Here is a 17,282-nt window from a genome sequence, read left to right as displayed (position 1 = left end):
AAAAAACAACTAAAAAACACAAAAGTTAATTAGTCTTAACAGATTTTAAAATATGCAACCCAAGAGCTATTTTCGTGACAAATAAATAATTTTAACCATTTAAAACTTATGAATTATGAGAAAAATATGCTATTTACTGTTTTTTGTTGTTGGTCTTTCATTTGCCAATAATAACCCCTTACCAAACCAAAATGAACCACAAGTAGGCGACGTATTGGTAATCAACACACCTTCTGGAAGTGAATATAATCATATCTTTTTTCCCAAGTTAAATATGATTGCCAAAAGAGGACGAGTTGCTAATTACAAAAGTGTTCATGGAAATCATGTAGTAGTCAAAGAAGTGATAACCAAATCTAACGGAAATACCTATGTGATTTTAGAGAAAAAAGACAATACACAATTCTTTGGATTCGTAAAAAAGGTAAGGGCAAACTATGAAAAATCATTAAATGCCGGTGAAATTTCAATCGCAAACCAATAATATTATTTTATTAAACATGTATTGAAGCTACATATTTTATGTAGCTTCTTTTGTTTTTATTACTTAAAATACCTTAACACATTACAACAAAAACAGAACGGTTTCGTTTTAAACTTATTTTTAAACTATTAAAGCTATATTAGTCTTATAATAAGTAAACTTAAAAACATGAAGCTACTCGTATTATTTATTAAAACCATAAGTTTTGTGTGCTTACTTATTTTTTTAACTAGTTTTATTAATACGCCTTCTAAAATAAGCACAAACAATACATCACATTTTAATACCATATATATAGATACTGTTTTAACTGATACTATTGCCGTAGATTCCTCACTCACATACATAACTTATAAAGAAAATGTGCATGCCTCTTACTACCACGATAAATTTAATGGTAGAAAAACTGCTAGTGGTGAAAAATTTGATAATAATTTATATACCGCAGCCCATAGAACGTTAAAATTTGGAACTAAAATTAAGGTAACAAATACGGTTAATAACCAATCTGTAATCGTAACGGTAAACGATAGAGGTCCTTTTGTTAAAGATAGAGAAATTGATTTATCAAAAATAGCCTTTATGGAAATAACAAAACACAAACTAACTGGCTTTTTAATTGTTCATCTTGAAGTTTTGAAAGAGTAACTAGTTTTCTTTTTAGAGTTAAATCTTCACATAAATTTAATAACTAAAATTGTACCTTTGCACTTTTGCCAATTTATGAGCCAATTTGAGGATTTTATTGAAGTAAAAGGTGCCAGAGTGCACAATCTTAAGAATATTGATGTATCGATTCCTCGTGAAAAATTAGTGGTTATTACTGGTTTATCTGGAAGTGGGAAATCATCATTAGCTTTTGATACTATTTATGCCGAAGGACAGCGTCGTTATATAGAAACCTTTTCGGCATATGCCCGACAATTTCTAGGTGGATTGGAACGTCCTGATGTTGATAAAATTGATGGTTTATCACCTGTTATTGCCATCGAGCAAAAAACAACCAGTAAATCGCCTCGATCCACGGTGGGCACCATTACCGAAATTTACGATTTTCTTCGTTTATTATTTGCTCGCGCCAGTGATGCCTATAGTTACAATACGGGCGATAAAATGATAAGTTATAATGATGAGCAAATTAAAGACCTTATTATTACTAATTTTAAAGATAAACGTATCAATATTTTAGCGCCTGTTGTTCGTTCAAGAAAGGGACATTACCGTGAATTGTTCGAGCAAATTGCCAAACAAGGTTTTGTAAAGGTAAGAACCGATGGCGACATAAAAGACATCACCAAAGGCATGATGCTGGATCGTTACAAAATGCATGATATTGAAATCGTAATTGATAGATTAAAAATTGATGACACCATTGACAACGATAAACGCCTAACGGAAAGCATCAATACAGCGATGTATCATGGTGAAGATGTTTTGATGGTGATTGACCAAGATACTAACGAAGTACGATATTTTAGCAGAAATTTAATGTGTCCGTCCTCGGGGATTTCATACCCCAATCCAGAACCTAATAACTTTTCATTTAATTCACCTAAAGGCGCATGCGACCATTGTAATGGTATTGGTGAATTGTATCAAGTTAACACCAAGAAAATCATTCCAGATGAAACTTTGTCTATCAAAAGTGGTGCATTAGCTCCTCATGGTCCAGAAAAAAACAGTTGGATATTTAAACAATTTGAAACCATTGCCCAACGTTTTAATTTTAAATTGACTGATGCCTATAAAGATATTCCTGTAGACGCCAAACAAATGATTTTGTATGGTGGCAATGAAAAATTTTCGGTGGAAAGTAAAACATTGGGGGTTACACGTGATTATAAAATTGATTTTGAAGGCGTTGCCAACTTTATTGAAAATCAATATAAGACAGCAGAATCTACCTCTTTAAAACGCTGGGCGAAAGACTATATGGATAAAATTGTTTGTCCCGAATGCCAAGGTTCCAGACTAAAAAAAGAATCACTATATTTCAAAATAAACAATAAAAATATTGCGGAATTAGCCAATTCAGATATTGTTGAACTAACAAATTGGTTTAACGATTTGCATAATCATCTTTCTGAAAAACAATTAAAAATTTCTGAAGAAATTATTAAAGAAATCAAAGCTAGATTACAGTTTTTATTGGATGTTGGCTTGGATTATTTATCCTTAAACCGAAGCTCAAAATCACTATCCGGTGGTGAAGCGCAACGTATTCGTCTCGCTACCCAAATTGGCTCTCAACTGGTTGGTGTACTTTATATATTAGATGAACCTAGCATTGGGCTTCACCAACGTGATAATGAAAAATTAATCAATTCATTACTATCATTAAGGGATTTAGGGAATTCAGTTATTGTTGTTGAACACGATAAAGATATGATAGAGCGTGCCGATTATGTAATTGATATAGGTCCGAAAGCGGGCAAATTTGGTGGAGAAATCATCAGTATTGGTACACCTAAAGAACTTTTAACCCACCATACACTTACTGCGGATTATTTAAATGGCACCAAACAAATAGAAATTCCCAAAAAACGTAGAGAAGGCAATGGCAAGTTTTTAGAATTAAAAGGCTGCACGGGAAATAATTTAAAAAATGTTTCCGTAAGGTTTCCTTTGGCAAAAATGATTGGAGTTACAGGAGTTTCCGGTAGTGGAAAATCCACCCTAATAAATGAAACCTTATACCCTATTTTAAATGCACATTATTTTAACGGTGTAAAAAAACCAATGCCCTATAAAAGCATAAGAGGATTAGAACATATTGATAAAGTTATCGATATCAATCAATCTCCCATTGGCCGAACACCTCGAAGCAACCCAGTAACTTACACTGGAACCTTTAGCGAAATTAGAGCCCTGTATGCAAAAATCCCCGAAGCTATGATTCGTGGTTATAAAGCTGGGCGTTTTAGTTTTAATGTAGCTGGTGGGCGTTGTGAAACCTGCCAAGGCGGTGGTTTACGAGTTATAGAAATGAATTTTCTACCAGATGTTTATGTAGAATGCGAAACCTGTCAAGGGAAACGCTTTAATAGAGAGACACTGGAAATTCGCTATAAAGGAAAATCCATTAGCGATGTGCTTAATATGACCATGAATGAGGCTGTGGATTTTTTTGAACACATTCCCAAAATTTATAATAAACTTAAAACCATTAAAGATGTAGGGTTGGGTTATATTACCTTAGGACAACAAAGTACTACACTTTCAGGTGGTGAAGCCCAACGTATAAAACTGGCAACAGAGTTAAGCAAACGTGATACGGGAAACACCTTTTATATATTGGACGAACCCACAACGGGACTTCATTTTGAAGACATTAGAGTGCTAATGATTGTCCTTAACAGGTTAGCCAATAAAGGGAATACCGTGGTTATCATTGAACATAATCTGGATGTTATTAAAACCGTTGACCACATAATAGACATTGGTTATGAAGGCGGAAAAGGTGGCGGACAAATAATTGTTGAAGGTACACCAGAAGAGGTTGCAAAACATAAAAAAAGTTACACAGCAAAATTTCTAAAAAAAGAATTAAATTGATACATTCTGGTTATATAGAAATATTAATCTAAAATAAAACATTGAAAATCTATGACACAAGATAAACACCATAAAAGATGGAATGAAATAAAAACCAACGACTCTTGGGCGATTTTTAAAATCATGGGAGAGTTTGTTTATGGGTTCGAAAAGATGGGTTTAATAGGACCTTGTGTATCCATTTTTGGTTCAGCAAGAACAAAATCTGAAGACCCAAACTACCTTCTTGCAGAAAAAATTTCAAAGCGTATTGTTGAAGCAGGTTACGGTGTTATTACAGGAGGTGGCCCGGGTATTATGGAAGCGGGCAATAAAGGAGCTAATTTAGCTGGTGGCACCTCGGTAGGTTTAAACATTGATTTGCCTTTTGAACAACATGATAACCCATACATAGACTCTGATAAGAACTTAGATTTCGACTACTTTTTTGTTCGTAAAGTTATGTTTGTTAAATATTCACAAGGCTTTGTGGTTATGCCTGGCGGGTTCGGAACCTTAGACGAATTGTTTGAGGCCATCACATTAATACAAACCCACAAAATTGAAAAATTTCCAATTATTCTAGTGGGAACAACGTTTTGGAAAGGATTATTGGATTGGATAAAAGCAACGCTTTTAGATGATTATGCAAACATAAGTGCTAAGGATATGGATTTAATACATCTCGTAGATACTGAAGATGAAGTGGTAAGTATACTCAATTCATTCTATAATGGCTCAGCGTTAAGCCCTAATTTCTAAATACTTTAATAGTGATTTTTACGTTTGTATGTAACTTAAACGAAACAATCAACTAATTTACTATATTGCCATGCCTTATAAAAATATGAATCTATTAATGTTGTTGTTGTAAATTGAAATTGCGTTTCCTAAATTTCCTTTTTCTCATTTCATGTATAACAGTTTTTGGTCAAAATAATATTGACCTTAAAGCTGATTTTGACATGGAAATTGGGCAAATTACAATCTCTCAATCAATAACATACCAAAACACCTCGCAAGACACATTACAAAGCATATATTTAAACGATTGGAACCAAAGTTATGCAACTAAAAAAACAGCGTTGGCCGAACGATTGGCAGATGAATATATTAATGATTTTCATTTAGCCAAAAATGAAGATAGAGGTTATTCGGTAATTACATCCATTAAGCAGAACAATCAGGATGTAGTCTACAACCAACTTAAAAATCAAATAGATGTTATAAAAGTTGATTTGATTTCACCTTTAAAACCTAATGATGTTTATACTATAGACCTTCAATATATTGTAAAAATTCCCAGTGATAAATTTACAAATTATGGCATGACACCTACTGGTGATACAAACTTAAGATATTGGTATATAACACCTGCCGTTTACGATGGTGAATGGCACTATTATAGCAATAAAAATTTAGATGATTTATTCATTCCCAAATCAGATATTAGATTAGAAATTGATTACCCAAAAGGATATTATCTTACTTCAGAATTAGATATAGATGAGATATCCCAAATAAATGATAAACAGAAAGTTATATTAAAAGGAAACAATAGAGTTAACAACAAGCTATTTATAAATAAAATTAAAACTTTTGAAACCTTAGAAAATGAAAATTTAGCGTTTGTCACCAATATTAATGATGAAGGATTAAGTCTTGTAGATAAAGTCTTAACCATTGAGAAAGTCTCTAAATTTATATTAACCAATCTTGGTGAATATCCCCATAAAAAACTTCTTTTATCTCAAATAGATATTGAAAAAGAGCCTGTATACGGACTTAATTTTTTACCAAAGTTCATTCGCACCTACCCTGATAGTTTTAATTATGAATTAAAATTATTAAAAATAGGCCTACAAAATTATTTGGAAAATACATTACTCATCCATCCAAGAGAAGACCAATGGCTTATTGATGGTATTCAAATGTATTACATGATTAATTATATTGAAGAAAATTATCCAGATATGAAATTTTTGGGTTCTATTGCCAATATTTGGGGCATTAGATCCTTTCATGCAGCCGATTTAAAATATAATGACAAATACGATCTAGCCTATATGCTTATGGCTAGAACCAACAGGGATCAGCCTTTAGCTATGGCTAAAGATTCTTTATTAAAATTCAACAAAAATATCGCTAATAAATACAAAGCTGGGATTGGCTTTGAATACCTTGATGATTTTGTAAATCATGATATTGTAAAAAACGCTTTAAAATATTATTTAGCAAGTACCAAACTTAAACCTACATCGCCCAAAGAGTTTGAAACTTTTATAAAATCTAAAACGTCAAAGAATATTGACTGGTTTTTTAACGATTATATAAAAACTCGCGAAAAGATAGATTATAAAATAAAAAATGTAAAAAAGACCGAAGATTCTATTCGGTTAACCATTAAAAACAAAAGGGACAACAATATGCCCATATCATTATACGCATTAAATAATGATAGCATCGTATCTAAAACATGGATAGAGAATATTAAAGAAGAAAAAACGATTTCCATCCCACGAAATAATGCCAATAAATTGGTTTTAAATTATAATCAAGTCATTCCTGAATATAATTTAAGGGATAATTGGAAATCTTTAAAAGGATTCTTTTTTAATAATAAACCACTGCAATTTAGACTTTTTAAAGACGTAGAAGACCCAAATTATAGTCAAGTTTTTTTTATGCCCCTGTTAGAATTTAATAATATTTATGATGGTGTCACAATGGGTGCTAAAATATATAATGGCACCTTGTTAAGAAGACCTTTCAACTATAAAATACAGCCTAAATATTCGCTTAATTCTAAATCCTTTACGGGTTCTGGGTCTGTTTTTTATATTCACAATATTGAAAATAACAACTTATACTACATGAGTTTCGGTTTAAGCGGTTCATACAGCTCTTATGCTAGGAATTTATTTGTTAGACAATTAATGCCTTCAGTCTCTTTCCTTTTTAGAGAAGATGATGACTTTCGCTCTAATAATAGAAAAGCCTTGAAATTTAGATATGTTAACATCCAAAGAGACGAAGACACGTCTCATCTACTGAATATCACAAAACCAAATTATGGTGTATTTAATGTTAATTTCATTAGTTCAAATGACAATCTGATTAATTTCAATAAATGGGTAGCAGATTTTCAAATAGCAGAAACCTTTAGCAAAGTGTCTTTTAATTATGAATACAGAAAGCTCTTTGAAAGCAATCGCCAATTTAATCTGCGGTTTTTCACGGGGGCGTTTTTAAATAATAAAAATGATGCCAATTCTAACTATTTTAGTTTCGCATTAGATAGGCCTACAGATTATTTATTTGATTATAATTATCTAGGACGTTCTGAATCTTCAGGTATTTTTAGTCAGCAATATATAGAAGCCGAAGGGGGATTTAAATCTAAGTTAGATCCTTCTTTTGCAAATCAATGGATTTCAACAATAAACACTAGTACCACCCTTTGGAATTACATTTTAGCCTATGGCGATGTTGGTATTGTTAAAAACAAATACAGTAATCCTAAATTTGTGTACGGCTCTGGTATAAGAATCAATTTAGTAACCGATTATTTTGAAATTTATCTTCCTATTTATTCCAATTTAGGTTGGGAATTAGCGCAACCTCATTATTCACAAAAAATTAGATTTAAGTTTACGGTAGATCCTCAAGTTTTATTAGGATTATTTAGAAGACGCTGGTATTAAAACTGTTAAATTTTTAATCATTTTTAAATGAAATGATTCATTTCATAAATTATCTAATGCAATTTTCATCTTTGACTGATTTTTTTTAAAGAATCAACACTAAAGTAAGATTATAGAATTGTTAGTGCCATAAAAATTAGTTAAATTCGCAGAAGCGAAACTCTACCTGTATGGATACTGTTCCAGATTTAAAAAGTAATATTTCATTTGAAGATTTTAAAACAGAGGTTTTAAATGATTACAAAATAGCCGTAACCAGTAGGGAATGCAGCTTACTTGGAAGAAGGGAAGTATTAACGGGTAAAGCTAAATTCGGTATTTTTGGTGACGGTAAAGAAGTTCCTCAATTAGCAATGGCAAAAGCCTTTAAAAAAGGAGATTGGCGTTCTGGTTATTATCGGGATCAAACCTTTATGATGGCGATTGGTGCATTAACTGTGGATCAACTTTTTGCTGGTTTATATGCCAATACCAATTTAGAGCTAGAACCTATGTCTGGCGGACGTCAAATGGGAGGTCATTTTGTAACCCATAGCATTGATGAAAATGGAAATTGGAAAGACCTAACCAAACAATATAATTCTAGTGGCGATATTTCACCTACTGCTGCACAAATGCCACGTTTACTTGGTTTAGCACAAGCTTCAAAAATATATAAAGAACTAAAAGATATCAATCCCGCCAATTTTTCTGTAAACGGCAACGAAGTCGCTTGGGGAACCATAGGAAATGCAAGTACCAGTGAAGGCTTGTTTTTTGAAACCATAAATGCCGCTGGCGTTTTACAAGTACCGATGGTGATAAGTGTTTGGGATGATGAGTATGGTATTTCTGTTCATGCCAAATATCAAACTACCAAAGAAAATATTTCCGAAATACTAAAAGGTTTTCAGCGTGATAAAAAAAATAAGGGTTTTGAGATATTACGAGTAAAAGGCTGGGATTATGCCAATTGTATTGAAACATTTCAAGAAGCTTCTGTGATAGCTAGAAACGAACATGTTCCTGTTTTGATTCATGTGCAAGAATTAACACAGCCACAAGGCCATTCTACATCTGGATCTCATGAACGCTATAAAGACAGAAATAGATTGGCATGGGAAGCGGAATTCGATTGCAATAAAAAAATGCGTGAATGGATTATTGATAGTGGCATTGCAACCAACGAGACCCTTACTAGTATTGAAAGAATCATAAGAAGAGACGTAAAGGAATGTAGAAAAAATGCTTGGGAAGTTTTTTTAAGACCCGTGCAAAAAGAACAACAAGAGCTTATATCGCTACTTAAAAATGTCGCTGCTACTAGTGCCAATGGCATATTCATATCAAAAATAAAAGACTCATTAGTTTCCATTAACGAGCCTACTAGAAAAGATTTACTGTCTAATGCCAGAAAGGCTTTGCGATATACCATTAGAGAAAATACTGTTGAAAAACAACAGCTCAACTCATGGATCAATAATTATTTTGATTTTGCACAACCTAAATTCAGTTCACATTTATATTGTGAAACTAACAGATCGGCTTTACATGTAACTGAAATAAAGCCAACTTATAATAATGAGTCCGAACAGGTTGATGCCAGAATTATTATTAGGGATAATTTTGATGCGCTATTAAAAAAATATCCAGAAGTATTGATATTTGGAGAAGACACTGGAAAAATAGGTGATGTTAATCAAGGTTTAGAAGGGTTACAAGAAAAATATGGCGAACATCGTGTTACAGATACTGGAATTAGAGAAGCAACCATTATAGGTCAAGGTATTGGATTAGCCTTAAGAGGGCTCCGACCCATTGCCGAAATCCAGTATTTAGATTATGTGTTGTATGCTTTACAAATTATTAGCGACGATTTAGCCTCTCTTCATTACAGGACTAAAGGGCGCCAAAAAGCGCCATTAATTATAAGAACTCGAGGACATAGACTGGAAGGTATATGGCATTCTGGTTCTCAAATGGGTGGCATTTTAAATTTAATAAGAGGACTTTATGTTCTAGTGCCAAGAAACATGACTAAAGCTGCTGGTTTTTATAATACATTATTACAAAGTGATGATCCTGCTTTGGTAGTGGAATGCTTGAATGGTTACAGGCTTAAAGAAAGCAAACCGACCAACTTAGGCAATTTCAAGACACCTATTGGTGTAGTTGAAACAATTAAAGAAGGTCATGATATTACATTGGTGTCTTATGGTTCTACCCTCCGAATTGTAGAACAAACCGCCAAAGATTTATTATCTATTGGCATAGATGCCGAAGTTATCGACGTACAATCTTTGATTCCTTTTGATATCCATCACGATATAGTAAAAAGCATTGCCAAAACAAATAGAGTCATGGTGATAGATGAAGATGTACCGGGAGGAGCATCTGCCTATATATTAAATGAAATTTTAAACAACCAAAATGCCTATCAATATTTAGATAGCCAACCAAAAACATTGACAGCCAAAGCGCATAGACCTGCCTTTGGAGATGATGGTGATTATTTCTCTAAGCCTTCGGCCGAAGATATTTTTGAAGCTGTTTATCAAGTGATGCATGAATCGAACCCTGAAAATTTCCCAAAATTAAGATAGCATACCACTAATTATGTTTTCTACAAATCAATAATAAGTTTTTGTGTATTTTTATGATTATTAACCCCACAATTCTATGAAAAAGAATTTTCCCGATTTAGCTTTATTAATACTCCGCCTAGGAGCAGGTGGATTAATGCTTACGCATGGAATCCCTAAAATAAACATGCTTTTTGCTAGTCCAATTAAATTTGCAGACCCTATTGGTGTTGGTGAAACCTTATCATTAATATTCGCTTTAATAGGTGAAGTGGTTGCTCCAATATTTATAATCATTGGATTCAAAACAAAAATCGCCACGATTCCTTCTATAATTACTATGGCTGTTGCTGCTTTTATAGTGCATGCCAATGATGATATTGGAACAAAAGAAAAGGCGTTACTATTTATTATCTGTTTTGTTGCCATTTTTCTAGCTGGTGCTGGAAAATATTCCATAGATGGCACTAAAAAATAATTCCATAACATGGATATAAATGTTATAAATGAAAGCCATTCCTCTGAAAGATATTAAGCAAGAATTAAATCATCTTTCTTCTGATGAATTACAAGAAATTTGTCTTCGCTTATCAAGATTCAAAAAAGAAAATAAAGAACTTCTCTCCTATCTTTTATTTCAATCAGCTGATGAAGATGCTTATATTGAAAGTATAAAAAAGTCTATGGATGAAGGATTTGACGCCATAAATAAAAATAGTTACTTCTACATAAGAAAAAGCATTAGAAAGATTCTAACACAAACCAAAAAGTATATTCGGTATTCCCCAAAAAAAGAAACCGAAGTAGAATTATTGCTTTATTTCTGTGAGAAGATGAAAGACTTTAAACCCAGCATCAAGAATAGCTTACAACTGGAAAACATATATAAGCGCCAAATACTTCTCATTAAAAAGATTGTCGCTTCATTACATGAAGATTTACAGTACGATTATAATTTAGCTATAGAAACATTATAGATGTAACATCGCCAATGTTTTATTACGCTGAATTTTACCAAAACCTGTTTCGCTGAATTTTTCCAAATTGTAAATAACCTTTGGTCTTTCAAATTTTTCAAGACTATCAAAAACCGAAGGATCTAATTGATTGGTTTTATCTTCTACTACTAAAATCAATTTTTCGCCCAAAAGGTCATCTGGCTCAGAAGCTATAATATATCGCTTGTCTATAATTCCGGCAAGCTTGTTTTCTATTTGTTCTGGAAATACTTTAACACCACCTGTATTTACCACATTGTCATAACGTCCTATCCATTCAAATTCAGTTTTAGAATGTATTTCAACAACATCATTGGTGACTATTTTGTCCTTCGAAATATAGGGAACCTCAACCACTAAGCACTTCCTTTCATCTTGAGAGATGGATATACCTGGCAATAATTTAAAATGCTGTTGCTTATTGCGCTGCTCTTCTGTAAAATTATTTAATTGTTTTAAAGCAAAATGACTTACTGTCTCCGTCATGCCATAAGTTTCAAAAATTTTGGCAGGATGGTTGGCTATGGCTTCTTTTAAAGAATTGGTAACCTTTGAGCCACCTACAATTATGGTTTCTATATTATGGGTCCTATCAAGGGTGTTTCGCAATTGCATGGGTGTCATGGCACAAAAATCGTATTTTTTGTTTTTTAAAAATACGGGCTCGGACGTTGGATTAACGATATCTAACTCCAAACCTAAAATCATAGCCCTGATCAACATCATTTTACCGGAAATGTAATTTGATGGTAAACAATGTAATGCTTTGTTTCCTGGTTGTAAATTAAAAAAATCACCAGTAGCAATAGCAGAGTTTACCATAGCTTGCTTTTTTACTTCAATAGTTTTGGGTTTACCAGTAGAACCCGACGTTTTAATAATTATATAATCTCTTTTATCGAGCCAGTCCATTAAAAAATGACCGAAAACTTCTTCGTAATGTTCCCCTTCTTTAATAAAGCTATAGGCTACATCATATAAATCATCATACTGGTAATTGCCAGAATTAAGTTTAAATTTTAAATGTACTTTATCAAAGGTTGGTGGTATTTTCATCATTATTTCCTATACTTTTTATGGTTTCTCTTTCAGGCTCTAAAATACTTCCAAATAATTTATCTTTCCAATTTTTCCAACCATATTTTTTTGACATTATTAAAAGTAAGATAGGAAAAACAAGGAAAACAGGCAAAACCATTTCGGTTAACATGTCTTTGGACGGTTCTGAGATGTCCTTTAAAACAGAATGCGTTTGTAAGGCTGTCCAATCGGCACTCACTAAAAGAGCCGCAAAAAAATTATTTGCCGCATGAAACCCAAGAGAAAGCTCCATACCATCATCCATCAACGTCATAATTCCCAAAAATAAGCCAGTACCTATATAGAAAATCATGATACTGTATCCCAATTTATCAACTTCGGGGTTGGCAATATGCAATAGTCCAAAAGCCAATGATGTTACTAATAAAGGGACCCATCTGTTCTTAGCAACCAGTCCTATGCCCTGCATTAAATACCCCCTGAATAAATATTCTTCAAAACTGGTTTGCAATGGAATAAAAATGACCACTATTAACAAAAGAATTATAAAAGGCACTAATTTAAAATTCAATACATAATCCTCTGGTGACATAAAGTAATCGAACCATATAAAACCACTTGATATAATTCCCCACAAAAAAAACGAAAACCAAAAGCGTTTCCAGTCAATTTTAGATCTAGCTGTTGTTAATTGTACAACCGTTTGCTTATGCAAAAATTTAGCAACAAAAAGCAATGCCACCAAACCTACAGCAAATGACAAAAGCATTAGAAAAAGATTTAAATTTGGCTCTAATAATGACATTACTGTTGAATTGTCTAAGCCTTGCAAATCTTCTCCCGTTTCATATGATTTCATGAAAACAGCTGCCGCAAATGGAATTTGACCTGCAATAACGGCTAATATCACAATAAAAAGACCAATGAAATAACGCCACCATTCATGCAACACCTTAAACGCTTGTTCTATATACATATTCTTATAAATTAAATGTCCATTTTTTTGAGTTATCGTAGTGCAATGTACCATTTTTAACCACAAGGGGTGAATCAAAATTATTTGTAAATAAACTGCCCGTTCCAAGTCCTTGTGGCATAATATTCTGTTTCATATAAGTATATTGGGCAATGGCATTTAGCCCAACGTTACTTTCAAGGGCACTGGTTATCCACCAGCCTATATTTTTTTTATCCGCTATATCAATCCATGCGTCGCAACCTTTAAAACCACCAACCAAACTGGGCTTTAAAATGATGTATTGAGGTTTTATGGTTTGTAGCAGCATGTTCTTTTGTGTTACATCAAATATTCCAATTAATTCTTCATCTAGGGCAATGGGTAAGGGCGTTTGTTGGCATAAAAGTGTCATATGTTCAATCTGACCTTGTTCTATGGGTTGTTCTATGGAATGTAAATCGAATTCTGATAGTATTTTTAATTTTTCCAATGCCTCGAAACATGAAAAAGCACCGTTGGCATCCACGCGTAATTCAATTTCTTTTGAAGTAAACTCTTTTCTTAAGGCTTTTAAAAGATTGATTTCCGTTTGAAAATCGATAGCACCAATCTTCATTTTTATACACCGGAATCCTGCGTCTATTTTTTCTTTAATTTGCTGTTTCATGAAGGCTTCAGAACCCATCCAAATCAAACCATTTATTGGAATACAATCGTTACTTTTTGTAAATTCTGAAGGAAATATTTCAAATCTATCTTCTGAAAATAATGATTTAAAAGCTGTTTCTAAACCAAATTGAATGCTTGGATATGCTATTAATTCATTTAAAAGAGCATCTAAACCTAAATGGATATTATGACAAGTCCACTCTAATTTAGCTTCGTAATCTGGTCTGTCATCAATTGATAAGCCTCTAAAAACACCACATTCACCAATGCCTTGTTTTATGCCTTCTTGAAGTATTATAAACCAGGTTTCCTTGGTTTTTAAAATCCCTCGAGATGTTCCACTAGGTTGTTTAAAATTTAAAATATACTTTTTAGAGGATGCTGTTATCATTTATAACTCAATACTTTCGCCAATCTCCAAAAGCATCAAGTCTTTTCCTTTTTCAAAAAACATTTGCTTTGCCTCGTCATGATTAATTTCAATATATCCAAACGTATCAAAATGGCAGCCTAAAACTTTATCACATTGTACAAAATCACTTGCTATGATGGCATCATGTATTCCCATTGTAAAGTTGTCTCCTATTGATAAAATGGCTAGATCCAACTTAGTTTGTAGTGCAATGAGTTTCATATCAAAGGTTAAGGCCGTATCGCCAGCGATATATATGTTTTTATGCTCACCTTCAATGACAAAACCTCCGGGTTGACCACCATACGTGCCATCCGGGAAAGATGATGAATGTATGGCATTGACGTATTTTACATTACCAAACTCGAAATCCCATTGACCGCCATGATTCATGGGATGTCCTTCAATACCTAGTTTTTCAAAATGGGTAACAATTTCAAAATTAGATACTACTATCGCACCTGTTCGTTTGGCAATGTTTTCTACATCTAAAATATGATCTTGATGGGCATGGGTTAAAAAAATATAATCGGCTTCTAACTCATCTATATTTATATGTGATGCCTTAGGATTTCCTGTTATGAAAGGATCTACTAGAATCGTTACATCACTTACTTCAATGCCTAAACTAGCGTGTCCATAAAATGTTATTTTCATCTATTTATATTAATTGTTTTAATTTGGTCATCCCGATAGCTATCGGAAGGAACGCCCTGAATAATAATCCTTATGTGTGTGAATACAATTCATATGGGTGTTTCATTATTTAAAAAATAAAATTTAAAAAAAGAAAAATACAAAAAAACTATAACAAATGCCCTATTCCCATAAGGATTGCCAAAAGAAATGTGGTAAGAGCCAATTTTTTTAATTCACCATCCAAAACCTGAGAATCTTCATTTTTATATACTTTAATGAAGTGTTTTATTAATGGTATGTAAGCTACTATAAAAATTAAATTATAAATAGACGTATAATATAATATTCCAAAAAGTATTGATAATAAAATAGCGAAAGCGATCAACGTTAAATGATATATTTTGGCATTTTTGGCGCCTAGTCTAACCGCTAAAGTGATTTTACTAGACTTTTCATCAGAAATGATATCGCGCATATTATTAAGATTTAAAACAGCCACGCTTAACAGCCCAATAACGCAAGCGGGCAAAAATACCACATGGTCAATTTGTTTAGCATACAACACATAGCAACCAATAACACTAACCAATCCGAAAAAAAGAAACACAAATACATCTCCTAATCCATTATATCCATAAGCATTACTGCCCACCGTATAACGAATTGCAGCCACTATTGAAGCTATGCCCAATAAAAAGAAAATGACGGTTAATAAAAAATGCTTTACCCCAAATGCCAAAAAAATAAGCATAAAGGCTAGTACTATTGAAATTAATATAGAAATTTTTATGGCACTGAACATACTATCCGGAGAAATACTGCCACTTTGTATGGCGCGTTCAGGACCTATTCTGTCGTTATTATCCGTTCCCTTAACACCATCTCCATAATCATTTGCAAGATTTGATAATATTTGAAAACTTATGGTTGTTAAAATGGCAAAAATAAATATATCCCATTCAAAAAAACCATTGTATTCTGCTAAAAAAGATGCTAAAATAATGCCTGAAATAGATAAAGGAAGCGTTCTAAGACGCATACTAGAAATCCACAGCTTAATATTTTTCATTTAAGGAATCCATTTTTTTTCAAAGTTAGGCTTGCGCTTTTCTAAAAAAGCATTTCGCCCTTCCTTTGCTTCATCGGTCATATAAGCCAAACGAGTAGCTTCGCCTGCAAATACTTGTTGGCCAACCATGCCATCATCTGTAAGGTTCATGGCAAACTTAAGCATTTTAATAGATGTTGGTGATTTTGCTAATATTTCCTCAGCCCATTGATATGCTGTAGCTTCGAGGTCATCATGGGATATAACGGCATTTACCATGCCCATATCAAAAGCGTCTTGAGCCGAATAATTTCTTCCTAAAAAGAATATTTCCCTAGCTTTTTTTTGCCCAACCATTTTAGCGAGATAGGCAGAACCATAACCTCCATCAAAACTAGTGACATCGGCATCTGTTTGTTTAAAAATAGCATGTTCTTTACTAGCTAACGTTAAATCGCAAACCACATGTAAGCTATGTCCGCCGCCAACAGCCCAACCAGGCACTACAGCTATAACAACCTTGGGCATGAAGCGAATTAAACGTTGAACTTCTAGAATATTTAATCGATGATAGCCATCTTCTCCCACATAACCTTGATGACCCCTGGCCTTTTGATCGCCTCCTGAACAAAAGCTCCAAATACCATCTTTAGTGGAAGGACCCTCTGCGGATAATAAAACAACACCTATGTTTATATCTTCACCAGCATCATAAAATGCTTCATACAATTCGCTAGTGGTTTTTGGTCTAAAAGCATTACGCACATTTGGCCTGTTAAATGCTATACGGGCAACACCATTACATTTTTTATATGTGATGTCTTCATATTCTTTAACGGTTTTCCAGTTGACTTGCTTCATTTTATTAGTTTGTTCAAAAATAAACTATATTTTGTTTTCAATGCAAATTTGAAAAAATTATTACAAACCGAAATGGAAAAACATAATTTTTAAAAAATTAACATAAAATAACCAGATTCTTGATTTTACTCATTAAAAACACTTAAAACACTAAAAATTAAGTTAAATTTTTTGATTATGTAAAAAAATAAAAATACTTACAAATAAGTATTTGTTTGTAGTATAATATAGCTTATTTTTGTTGAAAATTTGTTTTTTATCTATAATAGTTGTATTTTGTCGAACATTTAACCCCAATGCCTATGTTATTTACAATTACAGTATCCCTCTCAGTATTGGTTCTCATTAATTTATTATTACTAAAATTTAGTTG

At 32.8% G+C, this 17,282-nt stretch carries 14 protein-coding genes; 8 read left to right on the top strand and 6 right to left on the bottom strand.

Translation table 11 applies throughout. From position 1 onward, the window contains the following. Positions 1-115 precede the first annotated feature (115 nt). The 8 genes from CSW08_RS02040 to CSW08_RS02005 all read left to right on the top strand — a co-directional run bounded on the left by CSW08_RS02040 (position 116) and on the right by CSW08_RS02005 (position 11,260). A complete protein-coding gene (locus tag CSW08_RS02040) occupies positions 116-484 on the top strand; it encodes a hypothetical protein (protein ID WP_106658246.1) in 369 nt (122 codons plus the stop codon). A gap of 168 nt (positions 485-652) precedes the next feature. Continuing rightward, positions 653-1,132 carry a septal ring lytic transglycosylase RlpA family protein gene (locus tag CSW08_RS02035; RefSeq protein ID WP_106658245.1) on the top strand — a complete coding sequence of 160 codons (480 nt, stop codon included), beginning with the start codon at positions 653-655 and terminating at the stop codon, positions 1,130-1,132. Between the two features lie 75 nt (positions 1,133-1,207). Next, positions 1,208-4,039: an excinuclease ABC subunit UvrA gene (gene uvrA / locus CSW08_RS02030; RefSeq protein WP_106658244.1), complete on the top strand. Its 2,832-nt coding sequence runs from the start codon at positions 1,208-1,210 to the stop codon at positions 4,037-4,039. 51 nt (positions 4,040-4,090) lie between these two features. After that, positions 4,091-4,780, top strand: a complete 690-nt coding sequence (locus CSW08_RS02025) for an LOG family protein (RefSeq protein ID WP_106658243.1) — start codon at positions 4,091-4,093, stop codon at positions 4,778-4,780. A 203-nt stretch (positions 4,781-4,983) separates the two neighbouring features. Next, positions 4,984-7,722, top strand: coding sequence for a gluzincin family metallopeptidase (locus tag CSW08_RS02020; RefSeq protein WP_238987178.1), 2,739 nt, complete (start codon positions 4,984-4,986; stop codon positions 7,720-7,722). Positions 7,723-7,892: 170 nt separating this feature from the next. After that, positions 7,893-10,304, top strand: a complete 2,412-nt coding sequence (locus tag CSW08_RS02015) for an alpha-ketoacid dehydrogenase subunit alpha/beta (RefSeq protein WP_106658241.1) — start codon at positions 7,893-7,895, stop codon at positions 10,302-10,304. Positions 10,305-10,380: 76 nt separating this feature from the next. Next, entirely contained in the window at positions 10,381-10,761 is a 381-nt protein-coding gene (locus CSW08_RS02010) for a DoxX family protein (RefSeq protein ID WP_106658240.1), read from the top strand. Positions 10,762-10,789: 28 nt separating this feature from the next. Further along, positions 10,790-11,260 carry a hypothetical protein gene (locus CSW08_RS02005; protein ID WP_106658239.1) on the top strand — a complete coding sequence of 157 codons (471 nt, stop codon included), beginning with the start codon at positions 10,790-10,792 and terminating at the stop codon, positions 11,258-11,260. Here CSW08_RS02005 and CSW08_RS02000 read toward each other — a convergent pair. The 6 genes from CSW08_RS02000 to CSW08_RS01975 form a co-directional block, all read right to left on the bottom strand. Beyond that, a complete protein-coding gene (locus tag CSW08_RS02000) occupies positions 11,255-12,340 on the bottom strand; it encodes an AMP-binding protein (protein ID WP_317044917.1) in 1,086 nt (361 codons plus the stop codon). The two genes, CSW08_RS02005 and CSW08_RS02000, sit on opposite strands and share 6 nt — an antisense overlap. Continuing rightward, positions 12,315-13,298 (bottom strand): CPBP family intramembrane glutamic endopeptidase, encoded by a 984-nt coding sequence (locus tag CSW08_RS01995; protein ID WP_106658327.1) that lies wholly within the window; start codon positions 13,296-13,298, stop codon positions 12,315-12,317. The genes CSW08_RS02000 and CSW08_RS01995 overlap by 26 nt, the downstream gene beginning before the upstream one ends. 4 nt (positions 13,299-13,302) lie before the next feature. Further along, positions 13,303-14,340 carry an o-succinylbenzoate synthase gene (locus tag CSW08_RS01990; RefSeq protein WP_106658238.1) on the bottom strand — a complete coding sequence of 346 codons (1,038 nt, stop codon included), beginning with the start codon at positions 14,338-14,340 and terminating at the stop codon, positions 13,303-13,305. After that, complete coding sequence (locus tag CSW08_RS01985; RefSeq protein ID WP_106658237.1) at positions 14,341-15,018, bottom strand: metal-dependent hydrolase; 678 nt, start codon at positions 15,016-15,018, stop codon at positions 14,341-14,343. Between the two features lie 148 nt (positions 15,019-15,166). Beyond that, entirely contained in the window at positions 15,167-16,069 is a 903-nt protein-coding gene (menA, locus tag CSW08_RS01980) for a 1,4-dihydroxy-2-naphthoate octaprenyltransferase (protein ID WP_203226834.1), read from the bottom strand. Continuing rightward, a complete protein-coding gene (locus CSW08_RS01975) occupies positions 16,070-16,909 on the bottom strand; it encodes a 1,4-dihydroxy-2-naphthoyl-CoA synthase (protein ID WP_106658236.1) in 840 nt (279 codons plus the stop codon). Positions 16,910-17,282 lie beyond the last annotated feature (373 nt).

The organism is Confluentibacter flavum, from assembly GCF_002843175.1.
In the GTDB taxonomy this organism is placed as follows: Bacteria; Bacteroidota; Bacteroidia; order Flavobacteriales; family Flavobacteriaceae; genus Confluentibacter; species Confluentibacter flavum.
This window is presented reverse-complemented; position numbering and strand designations above follow the sequence as displayed.